The 23092-nt window shown below is 67.5% G+C and carries 23 protein-coding genes; 14 read left to right on the plus strand and 9 right to left on the minus strand.

The window, feature by feature from the left end:
- Positions 1–196: 196 nt before the first annotated feature.
- Positions 197–1081: an endonuclease/exonuclease/phosphatase family protein gene (locus RLQ26_05960; GenBank protein MEQ9088268.1), complete on the plus strand. Its 885-nt coding sequence runs from the start codon at positions 197–199 to the stop codon at positions 1079–1081.
- A gap of 73 nt (positions 1082–1154) precedes the next feature.
- Here the strand turns inward: RLQ26_05960 and RLQ26_05965 are convergent, their stop codons facing one another.
- Positions 1155–1841, minus strand: a complete 687-nt coding sequence (locus RLQ26_05965; GenBank protein MEQ9088269.1) for a response regulator transcription factor — start codon at positions 1839–1841, stop codon at positions 1155–1157.
- Between the two features lie 462 nt (positions 1842–2303).
- On the opposite strand from RLQ26_05965, the gene RLQ26_05970 reads away from it, so the two are divergent.
- The 4 genes from RLQ26_05970 (at position 2304) to RLQ26_05985 (ending at position 5971) form a co-directional block, all read left to right on the plus strand.
- Positions 2304–3218 (plus strand): hypothetical protein, encoded by a 915-nt coding sequence (locus RLQ26_05970; GenBank protein MEQ9088270.1) that lies wholly within the window; start codon positions 2304–2306, stop codon positions 3216–3218.
- 125 nt (positions 3219–3343) lie between these two features.
- Complete coding sequence (ribA, locus tag RLQ26_05975) at positions 3344–4513, plus strand: GTP cyclohydrolase II (protein ID MEQ9088271.1); 1170 nt, start codon at positions 3344–3346, stop codon at positions 4511–4513.
- Between the two features lie 193 nt (positions 4514–4706).
- The gene (locus tag RLQ26_05980; GenBank protein ID MEQ9088272.1) at positions 4707–5435 is read left to right on the plus strand and encodes a hypothetical protein; all 729 of its coding nucleotides are present in this window, start codon (positions 4707–4709) and stop codon (positions 5433–5435) included.
- Positions 5436–5458: 23 nt separating this feature from the next.
- Positions 5459–5971, plus strand: a complete 513-nt coding sequence (locus RLQ26_05985) for a L,D-transpeptidase family protein (protein ID MEQ9088273.1) — start codon at positions 5459–5461, stop codon at positions 5969–5971.
- Here RLQ26_05985 and RLQ26_05990 read toward each other — a convergent pair.
- On the minus strand, positions 5968–6672 hold the full coding sequence (locus tag RLQ26_05990) for a YggS family pyridoxal phosphate-dependent enzyme (GenBank protein MEQ9088274.1): 705 nt from the start codon (positions 6670–6672) through the stop codon (positions 5968–5970). The genes RLQ26_05985 and RLQ26_05990 overlap by 4 nt on opposite strands.
- A gap of 161 nt (positions 6673–6833) precedes the next feature.
- On the opposite strand from RLQ26_05990, the gene RLQ26_05995 reads away from it, so the two are divergent.
- The 5 genes from RLQ26_05995 to holA are packed head-to-tail and all read left to right on the plus strand — an operon-like array spanning position 6834 to position 12212.
- On the plus strand, positions 6834–7451 hold the full coding sequence (locus RLQ26_05995) for a thiamine phosphate synthase (GenBank protein ID MEQ9088275.1): 618 nt from the start codon (positions 6834–6836) through the stop codon (positions 7449–7451).
- Positions 7452–7506: 55 nt separating this feature from the next.
- Positions 7507–7995 carry a DUF3576 domain-containing protein gene (locus RLQ26_06000; protein MEQ9088276.1) on the plus strand — a complete coding sequence of 163 codons (489 nt, stop codon included), beginning with the start codon at positions 7507–7509 and terminating at the stop codon, positions 7993–7995.
- Positions 7996–8001: 6 nt separating this feature from the next.
- Positions 8002–10608 carry a leucine--tRNA ligase gene (gene leuS / locus RLQ26_06005; GenBank protein ID MEQ9088277.1) on the plus strand — a complete coding sequence of 869 codons (2607 nt, stop codon included), beginning with the start codon at positions 8002–8004 and terminating at the stop codon, positions 10606–10608.
- A complete protein-coding gene (gene lptE, locus RLQ26_06010; GenBank protein MEQ9088278.1) occupies positions 10595–11155 on the plus strand; it encodes an LPS assembly lipoprotein LptE in 561 nt (186 codons plus the stop codon). Before leuS ends, lptE begins: the two co-directional genes overlap by 14 nt.
- Positions 11156–11162: 7 nt before the next feature.
- Positions 11163–12212, plus strand: coding sequence for a DNA polymerase III subunit delta (gene holA / locus RLQ26_06015; GenBank protein ID MEQ9088279.1), 1050 nt, complete (start codon positions 11163–11165; stop codon positions 12210–12212).
- A 25-nt stretch (positions 12213–12237) separates the two neighbouring features.
- Here the strand turns inward: holA and RLQ26_06020 are convergent, their stop codons facing one another.
- The 7 genes from RLQ26_06020 to RLQ26_06050 form a co-directional block, all read right to left on the minus strand.
- Positions 12238–13131, minus strand: a complete 894-nt coding sequence (locus tag RLQ26_06020; GenBank protein MEQ9088280.1) for a ParB/RepB/Spo0J family partition protein — start codon at positions 13129–13131, stop codon at positions 12238–12240.
- Complete coding sequence (locus RLQ26_06025; GenBank protein MEQ9088281.1) at positions 13128–13907, minus strand: ParA family protein; 780 nt, start codon at positions 13905–13907, stop codon at positions 13128–13130. The genes RLQ26_06020 and RLQ26_06025 overlap by 4 nt, the downstream gene beginning before the upstream one ends.
- Before the next feature lie 76 nt (positions 13908–13983).
- Positions 13984–14637: a 16S rRNA (guanine(527)-N(7))-methyltransferase RsmG gene (locus RLQ26_06030; protein ID MEQ9088282.1), complete on the minus strand. Its 654-nt coding sequence runs from the start codon at positions 14635–14637 to the stop codon at positions 13984–13986.
- 23 nt (positions 14638–14660) lie between these two features.
- Positions 14661–16631 carry a tRNA uridine-5-carboxymethylaminomethyl(34) synthesis enzyme MnmG gene (gene mnmG / locus RLQ26_06035; GenBank protein MEQ9088283.1) on the minus strand — a complete coding sequence of 657 codons (1971 nt, stop codon included), beginning with the start codon at positions 16629–16631 and terminating at the stop codon, positions 14661–14663.
- A 221-nt stretch (positions 16632–16852) separates the two neighbouring features.
- Positions 16853–18259 (minus strand): tRNA uridine-5-carboxymethylaminomethyl(34) synthesis GTPase MnmE, encoded by a 1407-nt coding sequence (mnmE, locus tag RLQ26_06040; protein MEQ9088284.1) that lies wholly within the window; start codon positions 18257–18259, stop codon positions 16853–16855.
- The gene (locus tag RLQ26_06045; protein MEQ9088285.1) at positions 18256–18651 is read right to left on the minus strand and encodes a (2Fe-2S) ferredoxin domain-containing protein; all 396 of its coding nucleotides are present in this window, start codon (positions 18649–18651) and stop codon (positions 18256–18258) included. The genes mnmE and RLQ26_06045 overlap by 4 nt, the downstream gene beginning before the upstream one ends.
- A gap of 1 nt (position 18652) precedes the next feature.
- Positions 18653–18940 (minus strand): DUF6489 family protein, encoded by a 288-nt coding sequence (locus RLQ26_06050; protein MEQ9088286.1) that lies wholly within the window; start codon positions 18938–18940, stop codon positions 18653–18655.
- Positions 18941–19112: 172 nt separating this feature from the next.
- Here RLQ26_06050 and RLQ26_06055 point away from each other — a divergent pair, with 172 nt between their 5' ends.
- From RLQ26_06055 to RLQ26_06070, 4 genes are all read left to right on the plus strand, one after another.
- The gene (locus tag RLQ26_06055) at positions 19113–21170 is read left to right on the plus strand and encodes a thioredoxin domain-containing protein (GenBank protein MEQ9088287.1); all 2058 of its coding nucleotides are present in this window, start codon (positions 19113–19115) and stop codon (positions 21168–21170) included.
- A gap of 88 nt (positions 21171–21258) precedes the next feature.
- Positions 21259–21732, plus strand: a complete 474-nt coding sequence (locus RLQ26_06060; protein ID MEQ9088288.1) for a methylated-DNA--[protein]-cysteine S-methyltransferase — start codon at positions 21259–21261, stop codon at positions 21730–21732.
- A 32-nt stretch (positions 21733–21764) separates the two neighbouring features.
- Positions 21765–22460: a dienelactone hydrolase family protein gene (locus RLQ26_06065; protein MEQ9088289.1), complete on the plus strand. Its 696-nt coding sequence runs from the start codon at positions 21765–21767 to the stop codon at positions 22458–22460.
- Positions 22461–22481: 21 nt separating this feature from the next.
- The coding region (locus RLQ26_06070; protein ID MEQ9088290.1) for a quinone oxidoreductase at positions 22482–23092 on the plus strand (611 nt) is incomplete at its 3' end.

Consider the following 23092-nt stretch of genomic DNA (forward strand, 5'->3'; position numbering starts at 1 on the left):
GGTCATACTTTTTTAGTCTGACCTTCGGAACCCCTGGAACAGGCCGGAAACTCTTTGAATCCCGCTGTTTCGAGAGAGTGACGCGGCAGGTAGTGCCCCGAGGTAGTGAAATCCGGATGGCCGCCAGTCGGCCGGTCGTGGGGCGCGGCGCAGGGCGATTGCATGCCGGGCGCGCGCGTGCGATTCTGACTTCGCCATGTCGATTCGCCTGACCACTTGGAACATCAATTCTGTCCGGCTGCGCCTGGACCTGCTGCGCCAACTGGCCGAGATCCAGGCGCCGGACGTCATCTGCCTGCAGGAAACCAAGGTGATGGACGAATTATTTCCCCATGGGGCGGTGGAAGCGCTCGGTTACCCCTATCAGGCCATATACGGGATGAAGGGCTATAACGGCGTCGCGATCCTCTCCAAACTGCCCCTCGGGCCCGCGGGGCGTCGCGACTGGTGCGGCCGGCGCGATGCCCGCCATGTTTTCGCCACCCTGCCGGGCGGGGTCGAGCTTCACAACCTCTACGTACCGGCCGGGGGCGATCTGCCCGATCCCGAAGCAAACGAAAAATTCGCCCACAAGCTTCAATTTCTCAACGAACTCGAGGCCTGGCTGAAAGACGAGGCCCGCGCCGCGGTGCCCGCGCGGTCCCCCAAGGCGGCCAAGGGGGCCAAGGGAGCCAAGGCGGTGGGCGCCGCCGTCACGCCGGGGGCGGGCGGGCGTATTCTGGTCGGGGACCTGAACATCGCGCCCCTCGAGGCCGATGTCTGGTCCCACAAGCAGCTTCTCTCCGTCGTGTCCCATACCCCGGTCGAGGTCGAGCACCTGACCCGATGCCAGGCCGCTTACGACTGGGTGGATGCGGTGCGCCATTTCATTCCGGAACCGGAACAGGTTTTCACCTGGTGGAGCTATCGCAACCGGGACTGGGCGAAATCGGACCGCGGGCGGCGGCTCGACCATATCTGGGTGAGCCCGGAACTGGCTCCGGCACTGGCGGGGGCGGAGATCCTGCGGGAGGCCAGGGACTGGCAGAAACCCTCGGATCACGTCCCCGTCACGGTGACCCTCGATCTGCCGCGGGTCTAGCCCTGCTTGCCGCGCCGCCAGATCATTTCGATTCCGAAACAATTAGCGCTGCCGTCCGGCCGGGCGAGGCGGATCAGGGCGCCAGCCGATAGCCGCCGGGCTCGGTCACCAGAAGGGTGGCGTTGGCCGGGTCGCGCTCGATCTTCTGGCGCAGCCGGTAGACATGGGTCTCCAGCGTGTGGGTCGTGACCCCGGCATTATAGCCCCAGACCTCATTGAGAAGCTGGTCGCGGGCCACCACCTTGCCGTCGGCGCGATACAGGTATTTAAGGATCTGGGTCTCCTTTTCGGTCAGCCGCACCTTACCGCCGCCGTTGCCGTCCTCGAGCACCTTGCCCGCCGGACGAAAGGTGAAGGGGCCAATGGTGAAGACCGCGTCCTCGCTCTGCTGATGCTGGCGGAGCTGGGCGCGGAGGCGGGCCAGCAGCACACCGATGCGAAACGGCTTGGTGATGTAGTCATTGGCCCCGGAATCGAGGCCGAGAATGGCGTCGGAATCCGTGGCCGCGCCGGTCAGCATGATGATAGGCGACTTGAGCCCGGCCCGGCGCATGAGCCGGCACACCTCGCGCCCGTCCATATCCGGCAGGCCCACGTCCAGGAACACGGCGTCGAAATGGCCCGACTTTATCTGTTCGAGCGCCGCCGCGCCGTCGGCCGCCTGGACCGTTTCGAAGTCCTCGTACAGATCAAGCTGCTCGGCCAGCGACTGGCGCAGGGTTTCGTCATCATCGACAAGAAGGAGCCGTGTAGCAGGCATATCTTCCTCTTCTCTTGAGTCCCGGGCCGGCCGCCGTGCGGCGCGCCGGACGCCGCTCACATAGCACAAAACGAGCCGGGAGGTCTTGCGCCAGACCGACCACCAGACCGACCACCAGACCGACCGCCAAACTAGCGCCAGACCGGCGCCCGGGCCGGGCCGGGAGGGCCGGTCGCCGCTCCGGCGCCACAGCCGCAGTCTTGGCCCGGAATCGGGCGGAAACAGGGCGCCCGCGCCCGGGATCGGCCGCCGCCCGCTTATCTTCGCCGAAACCGTCACGGTTAAGAAAACCGTGTTCCGAAAGACACGCCGCGCCGGATAAGCGCGTTATGCGCCATCGAAGGGGATTGAATCGACTCTGGCAGGCGGGTTCGGCCATGGTAGTCTGAAGGGTGCCGGACAGTCCTTAACGATCCCTCGGGGTGCGCCCCCGAGCGGGGCGGTCCCGGGCAGGAGACGAGAATGAACAGAGGCACACGCGGATCGGAGGCACAGGTCATCGCCGCCGGCGATCGGCAGGTGGCGCGGACGGCGCGGCACCGGCTGCGCCGCGCGCTCGCGCCGGCCCTCGTCCTGGTGCTCGCCTCCTTTGCCATGCCGGCCCTCGCCGCTGGCGAGACGGTCACCGTCGCGCCGCGTGCAGGTGCTCCCGAGGACACGCTTTCGCTCCGGTTCGTCGATCAGAACCTGGCCCGCCCGGGCGCGCCGGGGCTGGGTCTGGGCGCGATGGCGCTCAGCCAGTTCGACGCCGACACGCGCCCGGCCTTCTTCACGCCGCGCTTCGGGACCGCCGGCGGCGGCATGCGGCTCAGCATTTCGGGCGCCGATGCCGAGGCGCCCGATGACGGGTTCCGGTTCAGCGTCCCCACGGTCCAGACCGGTCATCGGACCGGCTTCGGTCTTTCCGGGACCGTGTTCGACGGATTCGAGGTCGGCATAGGCGCGGGCTACTCGCGCCTCGAGAACCGCTTCAGCCATTACCTCGGCCTCACCGACGGTATCGATGTGGACGGCCATATTCGCTACGGCGCCTTCGCGCTGGGCGCGGGGCTCTCCCACCAGCTCAGCCAGCAGGGCGGCGAAGGCCGGCTGGCGGGAACCAGTCTCGGCCGGTCCTTCGGCGTTGGCCTGTCCTATGAATTCGGCCAGGGGCTGGTCAGCCTGTCGGGCTCGCGCGGGCTTGGCACCAATTCGCTCTTCATCGATCGCACCGATACCGAGGACAGCGTCAAGCTTGCCGGGCGCTATGCCGTCGGCGAGAAGATGAACCTGCGCGCCGCCTTTTCGGTCAGTGAAAAAGACCAGGCGACGGAGGCGGCACCCCTGCTGCCGTTCGACGATTGGGCCCTGCTCACTGGTTTCGAATTTTCGTTCTGATGCCGGCCGCGATCCGGGCCACCAGTTTCGCCGTATCAGAACCACAATTGCCCCGCCGATACTTGGCCAGGGCCGGGTCGACCGGCGCCTGAACGCGGCGGCGGCGGAAAATCGCGCGACGCATCATGACCTTGCCCCAGCTTCATTACGGCCGGACCGACGACCCCTCGCGCCTGATCCCCGTGGACCGGGCGCTCGCCGACCTGCGCCGGGGCGGTTTCGTCGGACTGCGCCGGGGCCGGGAGGCCTATCTCATGCTGGCGGGTGAAACCGTCAGCGACGAAACCCTGGGCCGTCTCAGGGTTCTTTCCGGCAATCCCCCGCGCGCGGCGATCACGCCGCCCCGCGCGGCCGCGCTCGGGCTGGGGCCGGAAAAAGCCGAATCGCCGATCCCTGCCGCCGCCGCCGCCGCCTACGTCCTGCCGCTGGCGCGCGGGACGGGGGCCGGGGTGGTCCGGCTTCTCGCCGATCCGCTGGCGACAGTCCCGGGAGACTTTGAAACCGGGGGCGACGTCCGGGCAGCCGAGGAGGGAGGCGCCGAACATGCGGCGCTGGCCCTGACCAAGCTGGCGCGCCTTCTGCCGGCCGCGGTCATCGCGCCGCTGCAGCCGCTTGAGGACGGCACCACCTTCCCGGAAAAAATCGACGGCCTTGATCTGATGGTGGTCGAGGCGGCGGATGCCTTCCGCTACGAGGAAGAGGTGGCCCGTCATCTCCGCGCGGTGGGAGAGGCGCATATCCCGCTCGAGGATGCCGCCGATACACGGGTCATCGCCTTTCGCCCCGATGATGGGGGCACGGAGCACCTGGCGATCGTGATCGGCCAGGTGGACACCTCCCGCCCGGTGCTCGTCCGCCTGCATTCCGAATGCCTGACGGGCGATCTGCTGGGCAGCCTGCGCTGCGATTGCGGCCCGCAACTGCGCGGTGCGATCAAGGAGATCGCGACCAACGGCGCCGGGATAGTGCTGTATCTCGCCCAGGAAGGGCGGGGCATCGGCCTCGTCAACAAGCTGCACGCCTACCGGCTTCAGGACGAGGGGCTCGATACCTTCGATGCCAATGAGCGCGTCGGCTACGAGGCGGATGAGCGGGTCTACATCGTCGCAGCCGAAATGCTGAAGCAGTTGCGTGTCGACCAGGTCCGGCTGATGACAAACAATCCCGACAAGATGCGCCACCTCGAGGCGCACGGCGTCGAGGTCACCGAGCGTGTGGCCCATGTCTTTCCCTCGAACCCGCATAACGAGCGCTACCTCTTCACCAAGGCCGACAAGGGCGGCCACCTGCTTTAGCCGGCAGAATCGACCGGGCGTTTTTTGGCCGCCCCCCGGCAATTCCTGCCGCCCCCCGCCCCGGCCCCGGTCGGATGCGGCCGCCCGGCCCCTAAGTCCATGAGTTCGCTGGAAAAGAAAGTCCGGGATCCGTCCCCATACTGGCATCGTCCTTGCGGCGCCGCCTGTGGATCAGCCCCGGAGCCAACGCCCCATGCCGCTTGCCGAGACGCCGGCCACCCTGCCGGCGAATGCCCTGAACCATCTGAAGGTCCATGCCCGGGCGAGCGCGTCGGACGGCCCGCCCCATGCGTTCGACCATCTTCTCGACGCCTTCGCGAACTCGGCCCGCCCGGCCCCGGCCCTTGCCGCGGCGCTGCCGGATGCGGCCGGCGCGACACCGCAGGCGGAAGAGGAGGGGTTCTTCGACCACCTCCTGGATGTCGTCAATCCGATGCAGCACATCCCGGTCGTCAGCAATTTTTACCGCGAATATGTCGACGATCCCATCAGCGCCGTGCCCCGTATTCTGGGCGGCGCGCTGTTCGGCGGGCCAATCGGCGCCGCCAGCGCGGCCGCCAATGCGGTCCTCGACTGGATCAGCGGCGACGATCTGGGCGGCCATGTTATCGCGCTCTTTCGGGCTTCGCCAGCGGCGCCCGAAACCCTGGCCGAGAAGCCCGATGCCGCACCGGCGCCAGCGGACAACGTGTCCGTGGCGGCCCGGGTCTCCGATGCGCCTGGCGACGAGCCGCTGGCCGGCACCGACTTAACGATGCCGAACGACTTGGCGGCAGTCCCGGCGCAAGCGGTCGCGGATCGGATGATGACGGCGCTCGACAAGTATCAGCAGATGATGCGCGAGACAGCGCGCGCGGCCGAAGCGGCGCGGGCCGCGGCGGGCGGGGGAACGGCCGCCACGCGACTTGAATTGCAGCTTTAGGACGGCCCCCATATAAGAGGCACATGCATCTGCTGCTGACCTCGCCCCGAACCCTGGCCTGGGAAGGCGAAACCCTGCCCTGCGCCATCGGGCCAGCCGGGGTGCGGCGGCGCAAGGTGGAGGGCGACCAGGCGACGCCGGCCGGCCGCTTCCCGCTGCGCCGCGTGCTGTACCGGCCCGACCGGATCGCCGATCTTGAAACCCGGTTGCCCGCGGCCCCGCTGCGCGAGGGGCTTGGCTGGTGCGACGACCCCCGCGATCCGGCCTACAATTCGATGGTGGCGCTGCCTTACGAGGCGCGGTGCGAGAAACTGTGGCGCCCGGATCATCTCTACGACGTGATTGTCGTGGTCGGGTTCAACGACGACCCGCCGCGCCCCGGCCGGGGCAGCGCGATCTTTCTCCACCTCGCCCATGACGATTTCCGCCCGACGCAGGGATGCGTCGCGCTGGGCGAAAGGGATCTGCGGCGGGTCCTGCGAACCGCCACGCGCGAGACCCATCTTGTGGTGCCCGACACATTGGCGACTGACTAGGGCTGATCCGGGCGCGGGCCGAAAATGCCGGTGCCGACGCGGACATGGGTTGCGCCGAGGCGCACCGCGATCCCGACATCGTCGCTCATCCCCATGCTGAGGCCCGGCAGGCCCAACTCTCCCGCGAGTTTCGCCAGAAAGGCGAAGTGCACGGCCGGCGGCTCGTCCACTGGCGGCAGGCACATGAGCCCGATCACCGGCAGGCCCAGTTCGCCCGCGGCCAGCGCATGCAGGGCCGGCAAATCGGCCGGCGCCACGCCCGATTTCTGCGGCTCTTCGCCCGTATTCACCTGAATGAAAAGATCCGGAAATGACCGGCCCGGCCGCCGGTCGCGTTCGCGGGCGAGCGCCCGGGCGAGCCGGTCCCGATCGAGGGTATGGATCGCCTGAAACAACTCGACCGCCTGGGACACCTTGTTGGTTTGCAGCGGCCCCACGAGATGCAGCGAAACAGCGTCATATCGCGCGCGCAGTTCCGGCCAGCGCGCGGCCGCTTCCTGCACGCGATTTTCGCCGAAGACCCGCTGCCCGGCCGCGAGCGCCGCCTCGATGCGATGGGCCGGCTGTTTCTTCGATATCGCGATCAGGGTCACGTCCTCCCCCCGCCGGCCGGCCCCGGCGGCGGCCTCGCCGATCAGCCCGCGCAGCCCCGAGAGGCGCTCGGCGATGGCGGCGGCTTCGAGGGTTTCTTGGCTGGTCATGGCCGGTTCCGGAAAGGCGTTGGCATCCGTCTTTCTTTGCCGTTTTTCGGCGCCCGTGCAACAGTCCCGCGCAAAAGAAAGAGGCCCCCATGACCATCCGCGCAACAGGAGCCGCACCGCGATGGCCCCGCCCTTTGCCCCGGGGCGCGGCGTCTCCGTCAGTGATCGCGCTGACCGATGATGCGCGCGGTGGCGACCCCCTTCGCCTGCCCGCCGCTTTGCCACCCGGAAGCCTCGTCATCTTTCGCCATTATGGTGCGCCCGATCGGGCCGCCCTCGCGCGCCGGCTCGCCCGGGCCTGTCGCCAGCACGGCATCTTTCTCGCCCGGGCCTGCCGGCCCCAAGACGGGCTCCGGCCCGCTTTGGCGCGCCGCGGCGCCTGGCATCTGAGCGCCCCCTGGCTCAAACGCCACCCCGTCCGCGCCCGGCGCCGGCCCGGCCGCCGCCTGAGCGCTGCCGTCCATGGGCTGCCGGAGCTTTTCCGGGCCAAGCGCGCCGGCGTCCGCCTGGTGCTGGTTTCCCCGGTCTTCGCCACCGCCTCCCATCCGGGCCGCCGGCCCCTTGGTGCGGTACGATTCGCCGCTCTCTGCCGGGCCGCGCGCCGGCAGGGAATGGCGGTCTACGCCCTCGGCGGATTGGGCCCCGGCCGCGTCGCCCGCGTCCGCGCCGCGGGGGCCGCGGGGATCGCCGGCGTTTCGGCCTTCGCCCCCTCTCTTGACCGGGGGGCCAAAGAGGCCGAAAAAAAGCCCCTGGGCGGCCGCGTCCCTGCCGGGGGGTAAGGATCGGGCGCCGCGTCCCGCCTGCCTCGCTCGTCTCGTCGTCAGGAGAATCCTCGTGCTACAACTCGCCCACCGTTCCGGCACTGCCGCCGCCCGGCACCGGGTTCGCGACGGCCTCTTCGCCGCCGTGCTGGCCAGCGTCTTTCTCGGCGGCTGCCAGAACGGCCTCGACATGGATGCGGGTTCCCTTTCCGGGCTTTTCGGTTTCGACGGGCGCGGCGTCAATGATGAGTTGTGGATGGCGAGCATCGATACGCTGTCTTTCGTGCGCACCGTGCGCGACGAGGACGACGGGCTGATCGTGAGCGACTGGTACGCGCCGCCCGAGGCGCCGGATGAACGGTTCCGGGTGCGGGTTTTCGTGCTCGGCTCCGATCTGACACGGAGCAACCTGCGCGTCTCGGTCCTGCGCCAGTGGCGCAATCCCCAGAATGCGTGGATCGACGCACCGCCCGGCGAAGAAACGGCCGCCGCCCTGGCCGGAACGATCATGGACCGTGCGCAGCAAATTGCCGCGCAGGACACGACCTACAGCCTGTTCTAGATCATCATGGCGTCATCCCGAGAGACTGCGGACCGGTACAATCCGGTGGAAACCGAGATGCGCTGGCAGCGGATCTGGGAAGAGACAGGCGCGTTTCGCGTCACTGAAGACCCGAGCGCGAAGAAATATTACGTGCTTGAAATGTTTCCCTACCCTTCGGGGCGACTGCACGTTGGCCATGTGCGCAACTACACCCTGGGCGACGTGGTGGCGCGTTACAAGAAAGCGTCCGGCTACAACGTGTTGCATCCGATGGGCTGGGACGCGTTCGGCATGCCGGCGGAAAACGCCGCCATCCAGAACAACGTCCTGCCGTCCGAATGGACCTACGACAATATCCGGGTCATGCGTGACCAGCTCAAACGCATGGGCCTTGCCTATGACTGGGATCGCGAAATCGCCACTTGCCATCCGGATTACTTCAGGCACGAGCAGAAAATGTTTCTCGAGTTCCTCGAGAAGGGGCTCGCTTACCGCAAGGAGTCCTACGTCAATTGGGATCCCGTCGATCAGACCGTGCTCGCCAATGAGCAGGTCGTCGATGGCCGGGGCTGGCGCTCCGGTGCGCTGGTGGAGCGCAAGAAACTGTCGCAATGGTTTCTCAAGATTACCGACTACGCGGATGACCTTTTGGCCGGGCTGAAAGAGCTGGAGCGCTGGCCCGAACGCGTGCGGCTGATGCAGCAGAACTGGATCGGCCGCTCCGAGGGGCTGCATCTTTGGTTCGGGCTTGAGGATTCCGGCGGGAACGCGCGCGAAGACGAGCTCGAGGTCTTTACCACTCGCCCCGATACGATCTTCGGCGCCTCCTTTTGCGCCATTGCGCCGGATCACCCGCTCGCGGTCACTCTCGCCCAGGACAACGAAAAAATGCAGGCCTTCATCGCCGAATGCCAGAAGATCGGCACGAGCGAGGCGGCGCTGGAGACGGCCGAGAAACGGGGCTTCGCCACCGGGCTTTACGCGCGCCATCCGTTCGGCCAGGACCGTCTGCCTGTATATGTCGCGAATTTCGTTCTCATGGAATATGGCGCGGGCGCGATTTTCGGTGTCCCCGCCCATGACCAGCGCGATCTGGATTTCGCACGCAAATACGATCTGCCTGTCAGGCCCGTGGTCGTGCCCGACGCGAAGGACGGCGCAACCACCGAGATCACCGATACCGCCTATACCGGGGACGGCGTTCTGGCGAATTCGGAGTTTCTCGACGGGCTCTCGGTCAAGGACGCGAAGGCGGAGGTGGCGCGCCGGATGGAGGAGCGCGGCAAGGGCCGGCGCGCGGTGCAATACCGGCTGCGCGACTGGGGCGTCTCGCGCCAGCGTTATTGGGGCTGTCCGATTCCGGTCATGTATCTCGAGGACGGCACCGTGGTGCCGGTGCCCGAGGACCAGCTGCCGGTGAAACTGCCGGAAGACATCGATCTCTCCAGGCCGGGCAACCCGCTCGAGAACCACCCGAGCTGGAAATACACGACCTGCCCGCATACCGGAAAACCGGCGGTGCGTGAGACTGACACGTTCGACACATTTTTCGAATCGTCATGGTATTTCGCGCGGTTCTGCTCACCCGCCGCGGACGGAGGCATCGACCGCGCGGCGGCCGATTACTGGATGCCGGTGGATCAGTATATCGGCGGCATAGAACACGCTGTGCTGCATCTTCTCTATGCGCGCTTCTTCACCCGGGCACTCGCTGATCTGGGATATCTGACGACACGTGAGCCTTTTGCCGGGCTGCACACCCAGGGCATGGTATGTCACGAAACCTATCGCGACCCCGACGGCAACTGGCTTTACCCTGAAGAGGTGGTGCGCGAGGGCGAGGGCGTTTTCAAAACCCGCGACGGCCGGCCCGTCAGCGTGGGACGCCTCGAGAAAATGAGCAAGTCCAGGCGCAATGTCGTCGGGCTCGAATCCGTCGTTGACAGCTACGGCGCCGACACGGCGCGGCTCTGCCTGATGTCCGACAGCCCGCCCGAGCGCGATCTGGAATGGAGCGATGCCGGGGTCGAGGGCGCCTGGCGGTTTCTCAACCGGTTGTGGCGGCTCGTGGCCTTGTCGGAGGAACGCGGCGGCGCGCTGGCGCCGGTCGGCGCGGCGCGGCCGAACACGATCGGCCCCAAATCCGACGCGGCGCTCAGGCTGACCCACAAGACCATCCGCGCGGTTACCGAAGCCATCGAATCCTTTCATTTCAACGCCGGCGTGGCGCGCATCCGCGAGCTGGCGAACGCGTTATCGGACCTGCCGGAAACGGACGCCCCCGACGGCGCCTGGGTGCGCCGGCACGGATTCGAGGCGCTGGTGCGTCTGATCGCGCCGATCACGCCACATATCGCGGAAGAGCTCTGGCATTGCCTGGGACATGAGACACTGGTCGCGGACGCGCCCTGGCCCGTCGCCGATCCGGACCTCATGCAGGACGACGTCGTGACTGTCGCGGTGCAAGTCAACGGCAAGAAGCGCGGCACCCTGGAATTGCCGGTCGATGCGGCCGAGGAGGTGGCGCGCGAAAAGGCGCTGGCGCTGGAGACGGTGGTGAGCGATCTTTCGGGACGGTCGCCGAAACGGGTGATCGTGGTAACAAACCGGATCGTCAATGTGGTGGCCTGAGACGATTTCTCCTTTCTCATCCCCCGGCCGGGGGGCGACGCGCCGGATCGCCGGGCGCGCGGCCATGCTGGGCCTCTGCTGCCTGCTGGCCGGGTGCGGGCTGCGCCCGCTTTACGGCAATTACGGCGCAACCGGCGAAGAGACGCTGGCGGCGGTGCGTATCGGCAACATTCCGGACCGCGCGGGCCAGCAGCTGCAAAATTTCCTGCTCACCCGCTTCAACCCGACGGGGCGGGAGAAACTGCCGGCATACCAACTGTCGATTCAGCTGCGCGAGCGACAGCAGGGCCTCGGCATCCGGCGCGACGAAACCGCCAGCCGCGCCAAGCTGACGGTGACCGCGAATTACCGCCTGCACAATCTGGAAACCAGCGCTATCGCGCTCTCGGGCGAGGTCCAGGCGGTTAACAGCTACGACATTCTGGACCAGCAATTCGCCACGCTGCTGGCGGAACAGGACGCGCGCACAAAAGCGCTCCGCCTTCTGGCGGACGATATCGCGACCCGGGTCGCGATTTTCCTCTCCCGCAGCCGGACCCGTTCATAGGCCGGCGATGAAGGTTCCCCCCCGCGAGGCCGAAAGATTTGTCAGCACACCCCCCGAGGCTCTGCGGGCGGTGCTCGTCTACGGCCCGGATCAGGGGCTGGTGCAGGAGCGGGCGGAGAAACTCGTCATCGGCACGGCCGGGAGCGTGAACGACCCGTTCCAGGTGACGGAATTCCCGGCGGCCGATCTGGCGGATGAGCCGACCCGGCTGCGGGACGAGGCGGCGGCGATCTCGTTCACGGGTGGCCGGCGCGCGGTGCGGGTGCGCCAGGCGGGCGACCGGGCCGGGCTAAAGGCGATCGGGGACCTGCTCGATGATCCGCCGCCCGGCGATTATCTGGTGGTGGTGGAAGCGGGCGATTTGCCGGCGCGCTCGGCCCTGCGCAAGCTGTTCGAGGGGGCGAGCAACGGAGCGGCGCTCGCTTGCTATGTGGATGACGAGAAAGCGGTGCGCGCGCTGGCCCGCACCATGCTGGGCGAGGACGGCATCACACTCGAGTCCGAGGCGATGGATTTTCTCGCCACCCATCTCGGCGGCGACCGTTTGCAGACCCGCCGCGAGATTGAAAAGCTGAGACTTTTTGCGGGACCGGGTGGCACGCTGACACTGGATGACGTCATCGGCTGCATCGGTGACAGCGCAATGATGTCGATGGAGGACGTGGCGCTGGCTGCCGGACTAGGCGACTTTGCCGGGCTCGACCGGGGCTTCACCCGGGCGATCGCGGAGGGGGTGGGGGCGGTCGGCCTGCTGCGCGCCACGCTCCGCCATCTGCGCCGGTTGCACCAGACGCGGCTCAGAATCGAACGCGGAATGAGCGAGCACGAGGCGATGGCGGCCTTGAGGCCGCGGGTGTTCTTCAAGGTCGAGACTGTCTTTCGCCGGTCTCTCGCGCGCTGGGAGGCCGAGCGTCTGGCGGGCGCACTGGCGGATCTGACGGCAGCGGAAAGTCTCTGCAAAACGACGGGGATGCCGGAGGAGCTTGTCTGCCATCGGGCGTTGGTGGATATCGCCCTTCTCGCGCGGCAGCACGCGCCGCGCCGCCCGCGCGCCTAGGCGCGGCCGCGGCCATCGCGCGCGATCATCTGGCGTTGAGCCGCTTGAGCACGTCGTCGAGCTGATCGACCGTTTTGTACTGGATTGTCAGGGTCCCGCCCTTGCCATCGAAGGCGATCGAGACCTTGAGCCCGAGAAGGGCGGACAGGTCGCGCTCGAGCGCCAGCGTATCCGCGTCCTTTGTCGCGGGCGCGCGGGTCGTGCGTTTACCCGCGCCGCCGTTGGCGGCACTCTTTTCCTTCTGCACCAGGCGTTCCACCTGGCGCACGCTCATCCCTTCGCGCACGACCTGTTCGGCCAGCCTGACCGGCTCGCGCGCGGCGAGCAGCGCCCGTGCGTGCCCGGCCGACAGCTTGCCCTCATCGACCAGCATGCGGACCGCGTCCGGCAGATCGAGAAGCCGGATGGTGTTCGCCACATGACTGCGGCTCTTGCCGAGGGAATCGGCGAGATCGGTCTGGGTATAGCCGAACTCCTCCAACAGTCGCCGATAGCCCGCGCCCTCTTCGATGGGCGACAGGTCCTGGCGCTGGAGATTTTCCACCAGCGCGACTTCAAGCGCTTCCTTGTCGGAGAAATCCCGGATGACGACCGGTACTTCATAGAGCTTGGCCTGCTGCGCCGCGCGCCAGCGCCGCTCGCCGGCGATGATCTCGAACGCGTTGGGTTCTTCCGGCAGGCGGCGGACGAGGATCGGTTGCAGGATACCGTTCTTCGTGATCGAGGCGGCGAGTGCGTTTATCTCGCCCGCGTCAAACCGGTGGCGTGGCTGAAACCGCCCCGGGCGCAGAAACTCGATCGGCACGTTCTTGCCGGCACGGACGCGATCGAGCTCGGCGTAGTCATTCGACTCGTTGCCGAGCAGGGCCGAGAGACCGCGGCCAAGCTGGTTGCGTTTTCCGCCGCTCGTCTCGCTCACGCCATCGCTCCTTCCCGATGCAGGACCTCGCGCGCCAGCTTGATGTAGGCCTGGGCGCCGGAGCAGCGAAAATCATAAAGCAGGACCGGCTTGCCATGGCTCGGCGCTTCTGACACCCGGACATTGCGCGGGATCATCGTCTGGTAGACCTTGTCGCCGAAATAGTCGCGGACATCGGCCGCGACCAGGTCGCTCAGCCGGTTGCGCTTATCGTACATGGTGAGGACGATGCCCTGGATTTCGAGACGCGGGTTGAGGGCATTGCGAACCCGGTCGATGGTCTTGACCAGATGGCCGAGACCTTCGAGCGCGTAGAACTCGCATTGCAGCGGAACCAGGATGGCATCGGCCGCGACCAGCGCGTTGAGGGTGAGGAGCCCGAGGGCAGGGGGGCAGTCGATCAGCACGTAATCGTAATGCAGCGGCGTTTCGCGGATGGCATCCAGGAGACGGTACTCCCGGCGGGCGACGTCGATCAGTTCCAGCTCGGCCCCCGCCAGGTCGACCGAGGCGGGCAGGAGATCGAGATGGGGGACGGAGCTGGCGACGATTGCGGCCGCCAGCGTCGCCGGCGCCACGCCTTCCGCCCCCAGCAGCACATCGTAACTGGTCTGGATCCGGGATTCGGGGCTCAACCCCAGGCCGGTACTGGCATTGCCCTGGGGGTCGAGATCGACGAGCAGCACGTCCTGGCCGATCGCGGCAAGGGCCGTGGCCAGGTTGATGGCCGTGGTGGTTTTGCCGACACCGCCCTTCTGGTTGGCAATGGCGATCACCCGGGGCCGGCGTGGCGTGCCCGCAGCCGGTCGGTGTTCGCGATTATTCGTTTCGTTATCGGAATGATTCGCGGCTTCAGCGATCGACACGACGCAACCCCCGAATTTCGAGCAGCTTTCCCGCCGAATCCGTGCGACTCGGGTGGGATTTCGCGCTCATGATCCAATCTTTCCGGACCGCGGTCAATTCATCTTCTGCCTTTTCTCCCTTCAAAAACAGCCCCACACCCCCAGCATCTAGAAAAGGAGCGGCCAGCGGCAACAATTTGTTGAGGTGGGCGAGGGCGCGGGCGGTGACAATCCGGGGCCCTGGAATCTGGGTGGCAAGAGCCCCGGGCGCGGCGCCAAGCGCCTCCGCCCGGGCGGTATGGAGCCGGGCCCGCGCCCCGGTGGCGCCGATCACCGCGGCCAGAAAGGCGGTCTTCCGGTGATCGGACTCGACCAGATGGACCGGGGGTATGGCCGGGGTTTCGAGCGCGAGAATGCCCAGGACGAGACCCGGAAACCCGGCGCCCGATCCTAGATCCACGAGCGAACGCGCCGTTTTCGGGAGATAGGGGACGAGTTGGGCCGAATCCAGAAAATGCCGGCGCCAGGGATCGGTCAGGCCGGCCGGTCCGACCAGCTTGACCCGCGCCTGCCATTTTCCCAGAAGGTCGAGATAGGTCTCGAACCGCCCCAGTGTTTCACGTGAAACAGAGGTGGCCGACGCAAATCCGGCCGGGCTCAGAGGGGCTCCGGATGTCACCGCCTTCAGGCCGCGGGGGACGACGCGGCGGCACCCCCGCGGCGGCGCACATGGCGCAACAGGGCCACCAGGGCCGCCGGGGTAACGCCGGAAATGCGCCCGGCCGCCCCCAGCGTGGCCGGGCGGGCGGTCTCCAGCTTCTGGCGCACCTCGGCCGACAGGCCGCCGATCCCCGCGTAATCGAGATCGCCCGGCAATTCGAGGGCTTCGTCGCGCCGGAAGGCCGCGATGTCGTTAGCCTGGCGCTGCAGATAGCCGGCATAGGCCGCCTCGATCTCGAACTGCTCGGCGATTTCGGCCGAAATTCTCCCGATTCCCGGCCAGAGCGTCACGAGATCGGCCCAGGCGATATTGGGAAAACCGAGCCAGTCCAGAGCCGTCCGTCGGACTCCGTCCTGCGGCGCCGCGAATCCCTGCCTGGCGAGCTGGCTCGGCGTCGCCTGCAAATCGCTCAGGATTTCCCGCGCGGCGGCGAGGGCAGTTGCCTTTTCACCGAAGGCCGCCTCCCGTTCCCGGCCGATGCAGCCGATCTCCAGGCCTTTCGGCGTCAGGCGCTGGTCGGCATTGTCGGCCCGGAGAGTCAGCCGGTATTCAGCCCGCGAGGTAAACATCCGGTAGGGCTCGCTGGTCCCCCGGGTGATCAGGTCGTCGATCAGCACCCCGATATAGGCGTCCGCCCGGTCGAGCGTGACGGGCGCGCCGCGGCCGGCCCGGCGGGCCGCGTTGAGCCCCGCCATGAGGCCCTGGGCCGCCGCCTCCTCATAGCCGGTCGTGCCGTTGATCTGGCCAGCGAGGAAAAGCCCCGGGACGCGCCGGGTTTCGAGGCTGGGTCCAAGCTCGCGCGGGTCCACGAAATCATACTCGATAGCATAGCCAGGGCGCAAAATCCGGGCATTCTCGAGCCCGGGGATGCTCGCCACCAGGGCCCGCTGGACGTCTTCCGGCAATGAGGTCGAGATCCCGTTGGGGTAGACCGTGTCGTCATCCAGCCCCTCGGGCTCGAGGAAAACCTGGTGCGCCGTCTTGCCCGCGAACCGCACCACCTTGTCCTCGATGGACGGGCAATAGCGCGGCCCGGTCCCGGCGATCTGCCCGGAATAGAGCGGGGACCGGTCGAGATTTTCCCGGATCAGCGCGTGCCCGGCCTCGGTCGTGGCGGTCACATGGCAGGAAATCTGCGGCGTGGTAATTTCCCGGGTGAGGAAGGAGAACGGCACCGGTTCGCGGTCGGGCGGCTGGGCCTGCAGCCCCGACCAGTCGATCGTTCGCCCGTCGAGGCGGGGCGGAGTCCCTGTCTTGAGGCGCCCCAGCCGAAATCCGGCGCGCGCCAGAGTTTCCGCCAGACCCACCGCCGGCATCTCGCCGACGCGCCCGGCGGCGATCTGGCGCGACCCGATATGAATAACGCCGCGCAGGAAAGTGCCGGTGGTGATGACAACCGACCCGCCGGCCACGAGACCGGCGCCGGCGCAAATCAGCCCGGCGACCCGGCCTGCGCCGTCGAGGGCCAGACCCTCGACCGAATCCTCGAGAACCGTCAGCCCCGCCACCGCCGCCAGGCTTTCCTGCATGGCGCGGCGATAGAGTTTCCGGTCGGCCTGAGTGCGCGGGCCCCGCACCGCCGGGCCCTTGCTCCGGTTAAGAAGGCGAAACTGGATCCCGGCGCGGTCCGCGACCCGGCCCATCAACCCGTCCAGCGCGTCGATCTCCCGCACCAGATGCCCCTTGGCCAACCCGCCAATGGCCGGATTGCAGGACATTTCCCCGATCGTCGCGACCCTCTGGGTCACCAGCAATGTCCGGGCACCGACACGCGCGGCCGCCGCGGCCGCCTCGCAGCCGGCATGCCCGCCGCCGACCACCAGTACGTCGAAACCGGCATGCCCGCCCAGCTCGCCCGGGCGCCGCACGATCTCCGCGAGATCGGGGGAAACACCGGCAGTCGGATGGCGGGAAATATCAGGGCTCGGGGTCATGGCGCGCTAATCTATGGAGACCGGGGCCCCGAGTCAAAGCCGGCCGATCCTTCGATCCGTGCCTCCCGCCCGGGCCGACACTGAAAGCCGCGCCATCCAGCCCGACTGTTTTGCCGCGATTCTTTCCCGGCCTGTCCTATTCCGGCTGCTGTTTCACGTGAAACAGTGCAGGCGGCTGAATCCACCCATAAAAAAAGTCCGTTTCGGCCGTTTTATAAATCTCATTTACCGATGCAGAATTCCCCGAAAACCACATCGAGCAGCTCATCGACATCGACCCGGCCCGTGATCCGGCCCAGCGACCTCGCCGCTAACCTGAGGTCTTCCGCCGCCAAATCCAGGCCACCCCCGGCACCCAGTCGATCGGCCGCGCGCGCCAACCCCTGCCGGACCTCCTCGAGGGCTGAACGATGCCGTGCCCTCGTTAGGACAGTGTCCCTGCCATCTCCGGCGAGTGACCGGACCCGCCCCGCCAGCGCTGCGAGCGCGGGCCCGAGCCCCGCCCCGGTGCCGAGCGACAGGGCCAGGCAGCGATGCCCGCCCAGCGTCTCGGGCACCGGCGCGGTCGTGGCGAGGAGGTCTATCTTGTTCACCAGGACCATCGGATCCTCCCCGCCCCAGCGCTCGATCGCAGCCGCCCCGGCGCCGGGCTCGGTCGCGTCCACCACGACGAGCCGGAGATCGGCCTCGGCCGCCCGCGCCACCGCCCGGCGCACCCCCTCGCTCTCGATCTCGTCACCGGTTTCCCGCAGCCCCGCCGTATCGGCCAGGATGACCGGGACGCCCGCGACGTCGAGGCGCACCTCGATCACGTCGCGCGTCGTCCCCGCCCTCGCTGCGACAATCGCCGCCTCACGCGCCGCCAGCTTGTTCAGCAGGGTCGATTTGCCGGCATTCGGCGGGCCCAGAATGACGACGTGAACACCGTCGCGCAGAATCTCTCCGCGCCGCGCATCCGCAAGATGTTGTGTTATTTCCGCCATAACCTCCTGTATCTTGGGTATGGCCTCATCAGTAATACTTTCCGGTAAATCCTCCTCCGGGAAGTCGATCATCGCTTCCGCATGGGCCAGAATCCGGATCAGGCGCGAGCGCCAGGATTCGTAGAGCCGGCCCAACGCGCCGCCAGCCTGGCCGAGGGCCTGGCGCCGCTGGGCCGAAGTCTCGGCCGCCACCAGATCGGCGATCCCCTCGGCCTCGGTCAGGTCCATCTTGCCGGCGAGAAAGGCGCGGCGCGTGAACTCGCCGGGTTCGGCCGGGCGCAGGGCGCGGCCTTCCCCGGCCAAGCTGGCCAGACTGGCCAGGCTGGCCAGGCTGGCCAGGCAGTCGAGCACGTCGGCCATCACGGCCCGCCCGCCATGAAGGTGAAGCTCCACCGAATCCTCGCCCGTATAGCTCTCCGGCCCGGGAAAGAGCACCGCCAGGGCCCGGTCCAGCGTCTCGCCGCTGGCGGGATCACGGATCGTCACGAGGCTGGCGCGGCGCGGGACAAAATCATTTCGCCCCGTCAACGAGCTGAGAATGGCGCGCGACTCCGGCCCCGACAGCCGCAACACGGCCACCGCCGCCGCGCCCGGCGGCGTCGCCGGGGCATAGATCGTGACATGGTGAGCGTCAGGCCGGCTCACGGGAAGGGCGCATCGGGGGCCAGCATCAGCCGGTGAACCCGGCCGCCATCCCGGAGGTGGGTTTCCAGAATCTCGTCGATATCGGCCTCGGTCCGCGGGGCGTACCAGACCCCCTCCGGGTAGACCACCAGGGCCGGGCCGAATTCACAACGATCCAGGCAACCCGCCTGATTGATCCTCACCCCGTCGAGCCCGAGGGCGAAGGCGCGGTCCTTCATGTATTTCCGCAGATCCGCGCCGCCCCTGGAGCTGCAGCAGCCGCGGGCATCGCCCGGCTTGCGCTCGTTGACGCAGCAGAAAACGTGGCGCCGGTAGTAGGGCGCCGGGTCGCGCGCGCCCGTCTCACCGTCAGCCGCCCCCGCGTTCCCGTCCCGCCCGTCGCGTTCCGCCATGTCAGTTTTTCCCGCCGCCGGCCCCGCCGGCCGCCTTTGCCATCCCCTCCCAGAACGCGCGCTGGAGATCGCCCAGCCCCGAGAGGGTCTCGTCCATCTTGCCGCCACCGAGCCCGGCCCCCGAGAGCCAGAGTTTCATCAGCGCCTCGCCGTCCATGCCTTCGAGCGCCCGCGCCGTCTGCGCCTTGAACTCGTCAAGAATATCCGCCTGCGCCGCGGCCAGGTCCGGCAGGCCGAGAAACCGCCGGGCCTCCTCGGGCGTGCAATCGATATCGATCGTGATTTTCATCCGATGTCTCCCGTTCCAAGCCCGGCAGGATAGCGGCGCCCGGCCCGCTTTCGCCAGCCCCGTGCACCGGGCGGTCACAAGGCAGGGGGTTTTATGTTATGAGTGAGGCCCGATCACACGGCCGATCAGGCCAGACGCGCCCCGACACCCCCACCCCGACCCTGCGAGCGACATGACGGGAAACCGCCTCGAGAACGAGACCAGCCCTTATCTTCTCCAGCACAAGGACAACCCGGTGGACTGGTATCCCTGGGGAGAGGAGGCACTGACGACGGCGCGACGCGACGACAAGCCGATCATGCTGTCCGTCGGTTACGCCGCGTGCCACTGGTGCCATGTCATGGCCCATGAAAGCTTCGAGGACGCCGCGACGGCTGAGGTCATGAACGAGCTTTTCGTCAATATCAAGGTCGATCGCGAGGAACGGCCCGACCTCGATTCCATTTATCAAAATGCGCTGGCGCTCCTGGGCGAGCAGGGCGGCTGGCCGCTCACCATGTTCCTCACGCCGGACGCGAAACCGTTTTGGGGCGGCACGTATTTTCCTAACGAGACGCGGTTCGGTCGCCCCGCCTTCACCGATCTCTTGAAGCACATCCACAAGATCTATCGCGAGAACCCGGACAAGGTCGAAAAGAACGTCACCGCCCTTGGCGAGGCTCTCGAGCAGCTTTCGCGCGGCGCTCCCGGGGACGGCGTGATGCCGGAAGACCTCGACCGGATCGCGGCCCGCCTCGCGAGCGAGGTCGACAGGCAGAACGGCGGCATCGGCGGGGCGCCGAAATTTCCCCATGTTCCCCTGTTCGAGCTGCTCTGGCGCGCCTGGCGCCGGAGCTCGGACACGGCCGCACGCGATGCGGTGCTGCTGACGCTCGACCGGATGAGCGAGGGCGGCATTTACGATCATCTCGGCGGCGGCTACGCGCGGTATGCCACGGATAACCGCTGGCTGGTCCCCCATTTCGAGAAGATGCTCTACGACAACGCCCAGATGATCGAGATTCTCACCCAGGCCTGGCAGGGCGCGCGAAAGCCGCTTTACGAGGCGCGGGTGCGCGAGACCGTGGTCTGGGTCCTGCGCGAAATGCAGATCGAGGAGGGCGGTTTCGCCAGCACACTCGATGCCGACAGCGAAGGCGTCGAAGGCAAGTTCTATGTCTGGGGCGAGGAAGAGATCGACCGCCTGTTGGGCAAGGATGCCGACCGCTTCAAGGAAGCCTATGACGTGAGCCCCGGCGGCAACTGGGAAGGCAAGACGATCCTGAACCGTCCGGCCGGGCTCGAGCCCGGCGGCGCCATCGGCGATCCGGTGCTCGAAAAATGCCGCCGCATCCTGTTCGAAGCGCGCGAGAAACGAATCCATCCCGGTTTCGACGACAAGGTGCTGGCGGACTGGAACGGCATGATGATCGCGGCCCTGGTCCTTGCGGGACGCGCGTTCGACATGCCCGAATGGCTGACGGCCGCACGCCGCGCTTTCGATTTCGTCGCCGGAACCATGACGACGGCATCGGGCCGCGAAACGGTCCTGCGCCATGCCTGGCGGGCCGGCCGGCTCAACCAGCCGGCAACGCTCGATGATTACGCCAATATGTGCCGCGCGGCGCTGGCGCTGTTCGAGGCCAGCGGCGAGGCGCGCTATCTGGATCAGTGTCGGGACTGGATCGCGATCCTCGACGCGCATTTCCGCGACCCGGCGGACGGCGCCTATTTCTTCACCGCCGACGATACCGAAAACCTCATCGTGCGGACCAAATCCGCGGCCGACCAGGCGGTCCCGTCGGGCAACGGCATCCTGGTCGGGGTGTTCGCCAGGCTTTTCTACCTCACCGGGGACAATGACGCATTCGAACGGGCGACAGCGATCATCCATGCCTTCACGGGTGACCTCGCGCGAAACTTCATCCCGCTCGGCACGCTGCTCAACAATGCCGAGTTCCTCGAAAACGCCGCTCAGATCGTGATCGTCGCGCCCCCGGGCAGCGATGCCGACGCGGCCGCGCTGGCGCGCGCGGCCTGGCAGGCGCCCAGTCCCAACCGGGTTCTCCTGGCGCTCGACGAGGGCACGCCGCTGCCGCCGGGCCACCCGGCCACCGGCAAGGGCGCGCGCGACGGATCGGCCACTGCCTATCTGTGCGAGGGGCCGGTCTGTTCCGAACCCGTGACAACCCCGGCCGCCCTGGAGGCGCTGCTCTCGGGGCCGGGTCCGGCCGGGCCAACGACGGGTTAGGCCGAGAGGGAAAGGGCAGCGCGCCGGCGGCGCCCTGTGCTAATGATATTCGGGACAGGGGACCTGGCCCAATGCGGGGGGACGATCGATGAATGATCTGATATTCGACAGCCCGGCCGGCCGCCTCAGGCTGAGCGAAGAGGCCGGCGCGATCACCCGTCTCGAGTGGACGCGCGCCGGCGCGGGCGGCACGCCGAGCCCGCTTTTGCGCGAGGCGCGGGCCCAGATCGCATCCTATTTCGCGGGCCGGCGCCGGGCTTTCGATCTGCCCCTCGCGCCGCGCGGCACGGCGTTTCAAAAACAAGTCTGGCAGGCGCTCGCCGCGATCCCCTACGGGGCGACCGTGAGCTACGGAGAAATCGCCCGGCGGATCGGCGCCCGCGCGGCGCGGCCGGTGGGCACGGCCTGCGGCGCCAATCCTATCCCCATCCTGATTCCCTGCCACCGCGTGCTGTCCGCCACGGGCGCGTTGACGGGCTATTCCGGGCGCGGCGGCCTGAAAACCAAGGCGGCGCTTCTGACCCTCGAACAGGGCGGGCGCGGCATCGGGCAAGCAGCGTGAATTTCCCAGCAGCAAAACGGAAGGACTGAACCTTGGCCGAGATCGAGATCACAGCTTCGGATGGCGCCGGCTTTGCCGCCTATATGGCGAGCCCCGAGACGGGAAAGGGGCCGGGCATTCTGCTCATTCAGGAAATCTTCGGCGTCAATGCCAATATGCGCCAGATCGCCGACGGTTTCGCGGCCGCCGGCTACGTGGTGCTGTGCCCCGATCTTTTCTGGCGCCAGGAGCCGGGCGTTCAACTCACCGGCAATACGCAAGAGGAATTCCAGCGCGCCTTCGGCCTGCTGGAAGGGTTCGATATGGAAAAGGGAATCGATGATCTGAAATCGACCCTGACGGCCCTGCGCGATCTCGACGCGTGCACCGGCAAGGCGGGCAGCGTCGGCTATTGTCTCGGCGGGCGACTCGCCTATCTGATGGCGACACGCTCCGACGCAGACTGCAATGTCAGTTATTACGGCGTCGGAATCGAGGGGCTTCTGGACGAGATGAAAAACATCTCGCGCCCCCTGCTGATGCATGTCGCCGAGGAGGATCAGTTCGTCCCGAAGGATGCACAGAAGAGTATCCTCGAGGCGGCCGGCGCCAACGCACTGATCACGACCCACACCTATCCGGGCGCCGATCACGCCTTCGCCCGCGAGGGGGGCGATCACTACGAGCCCGACTCGGCCAAGCTGGCCGATGGGCGCACGGCCGCGTTTTTCAAGACCCACCTCGCCTGAGCGCCGGCCGGCGGGGGTCCGATGACCAAGGCAATTCGCATTCACGAATACGGCGGGCCCGACGTCCTTCGATACGAGGATGTCGAAATCGGCGCGCCTGGCCCGGGCGAGGTGCGGCTGACGCAAGAGGCCATCGGCGTCAACTTCATCGACATCTATCACCGCACCGGGCTTTATGCGCTCGACAGCTTCCCGGCCGTCCTCGGCATGGAGGGGGCGGGCACCATCGAGGCGGTGGGCGAGGGTGTCTCCCACCTCACCCCCGGTGACCGCGTGGCCTATGCCTCGCGCCCGTCGGGCGCTTATGCCGAGGCCCGAATGATGCCCGCCGATCGCCCCGTCAAACTGCCCGATGGCATCACCGCGCGCCAGGGCGCCGCGATGATGCTGCAGGGGCTGACGGTGCAGATGCTGTTGCGCCAGGTCTACCGGGTCAAAGAGGGCGACGTGATTTTGTTTCATGCCGCGGCCGGCGGCGTCGGCACCATCGCCTGCCAATGGGCGAAGCATCTGGGGGCGACGGTGATCGGCACGGTGGGCAGTCCCGAGAAGGCGGAGATCGCCCGCGCCCATGGCTGCGATCACCCGATCCTGTACCGCGACGAGGATTTCGTCGCCCGGGTGCGCGAGAT

The organism is Alphaproteobacteria bacterium (assembly GCA_040220875.1).
In the GTDB taxonomy this organism is placed as follows: Bacteria; Pseudomonadota; Alphaproteobacteria; order JAVJVX01; family JAVJVX01; genus JAVJVX01.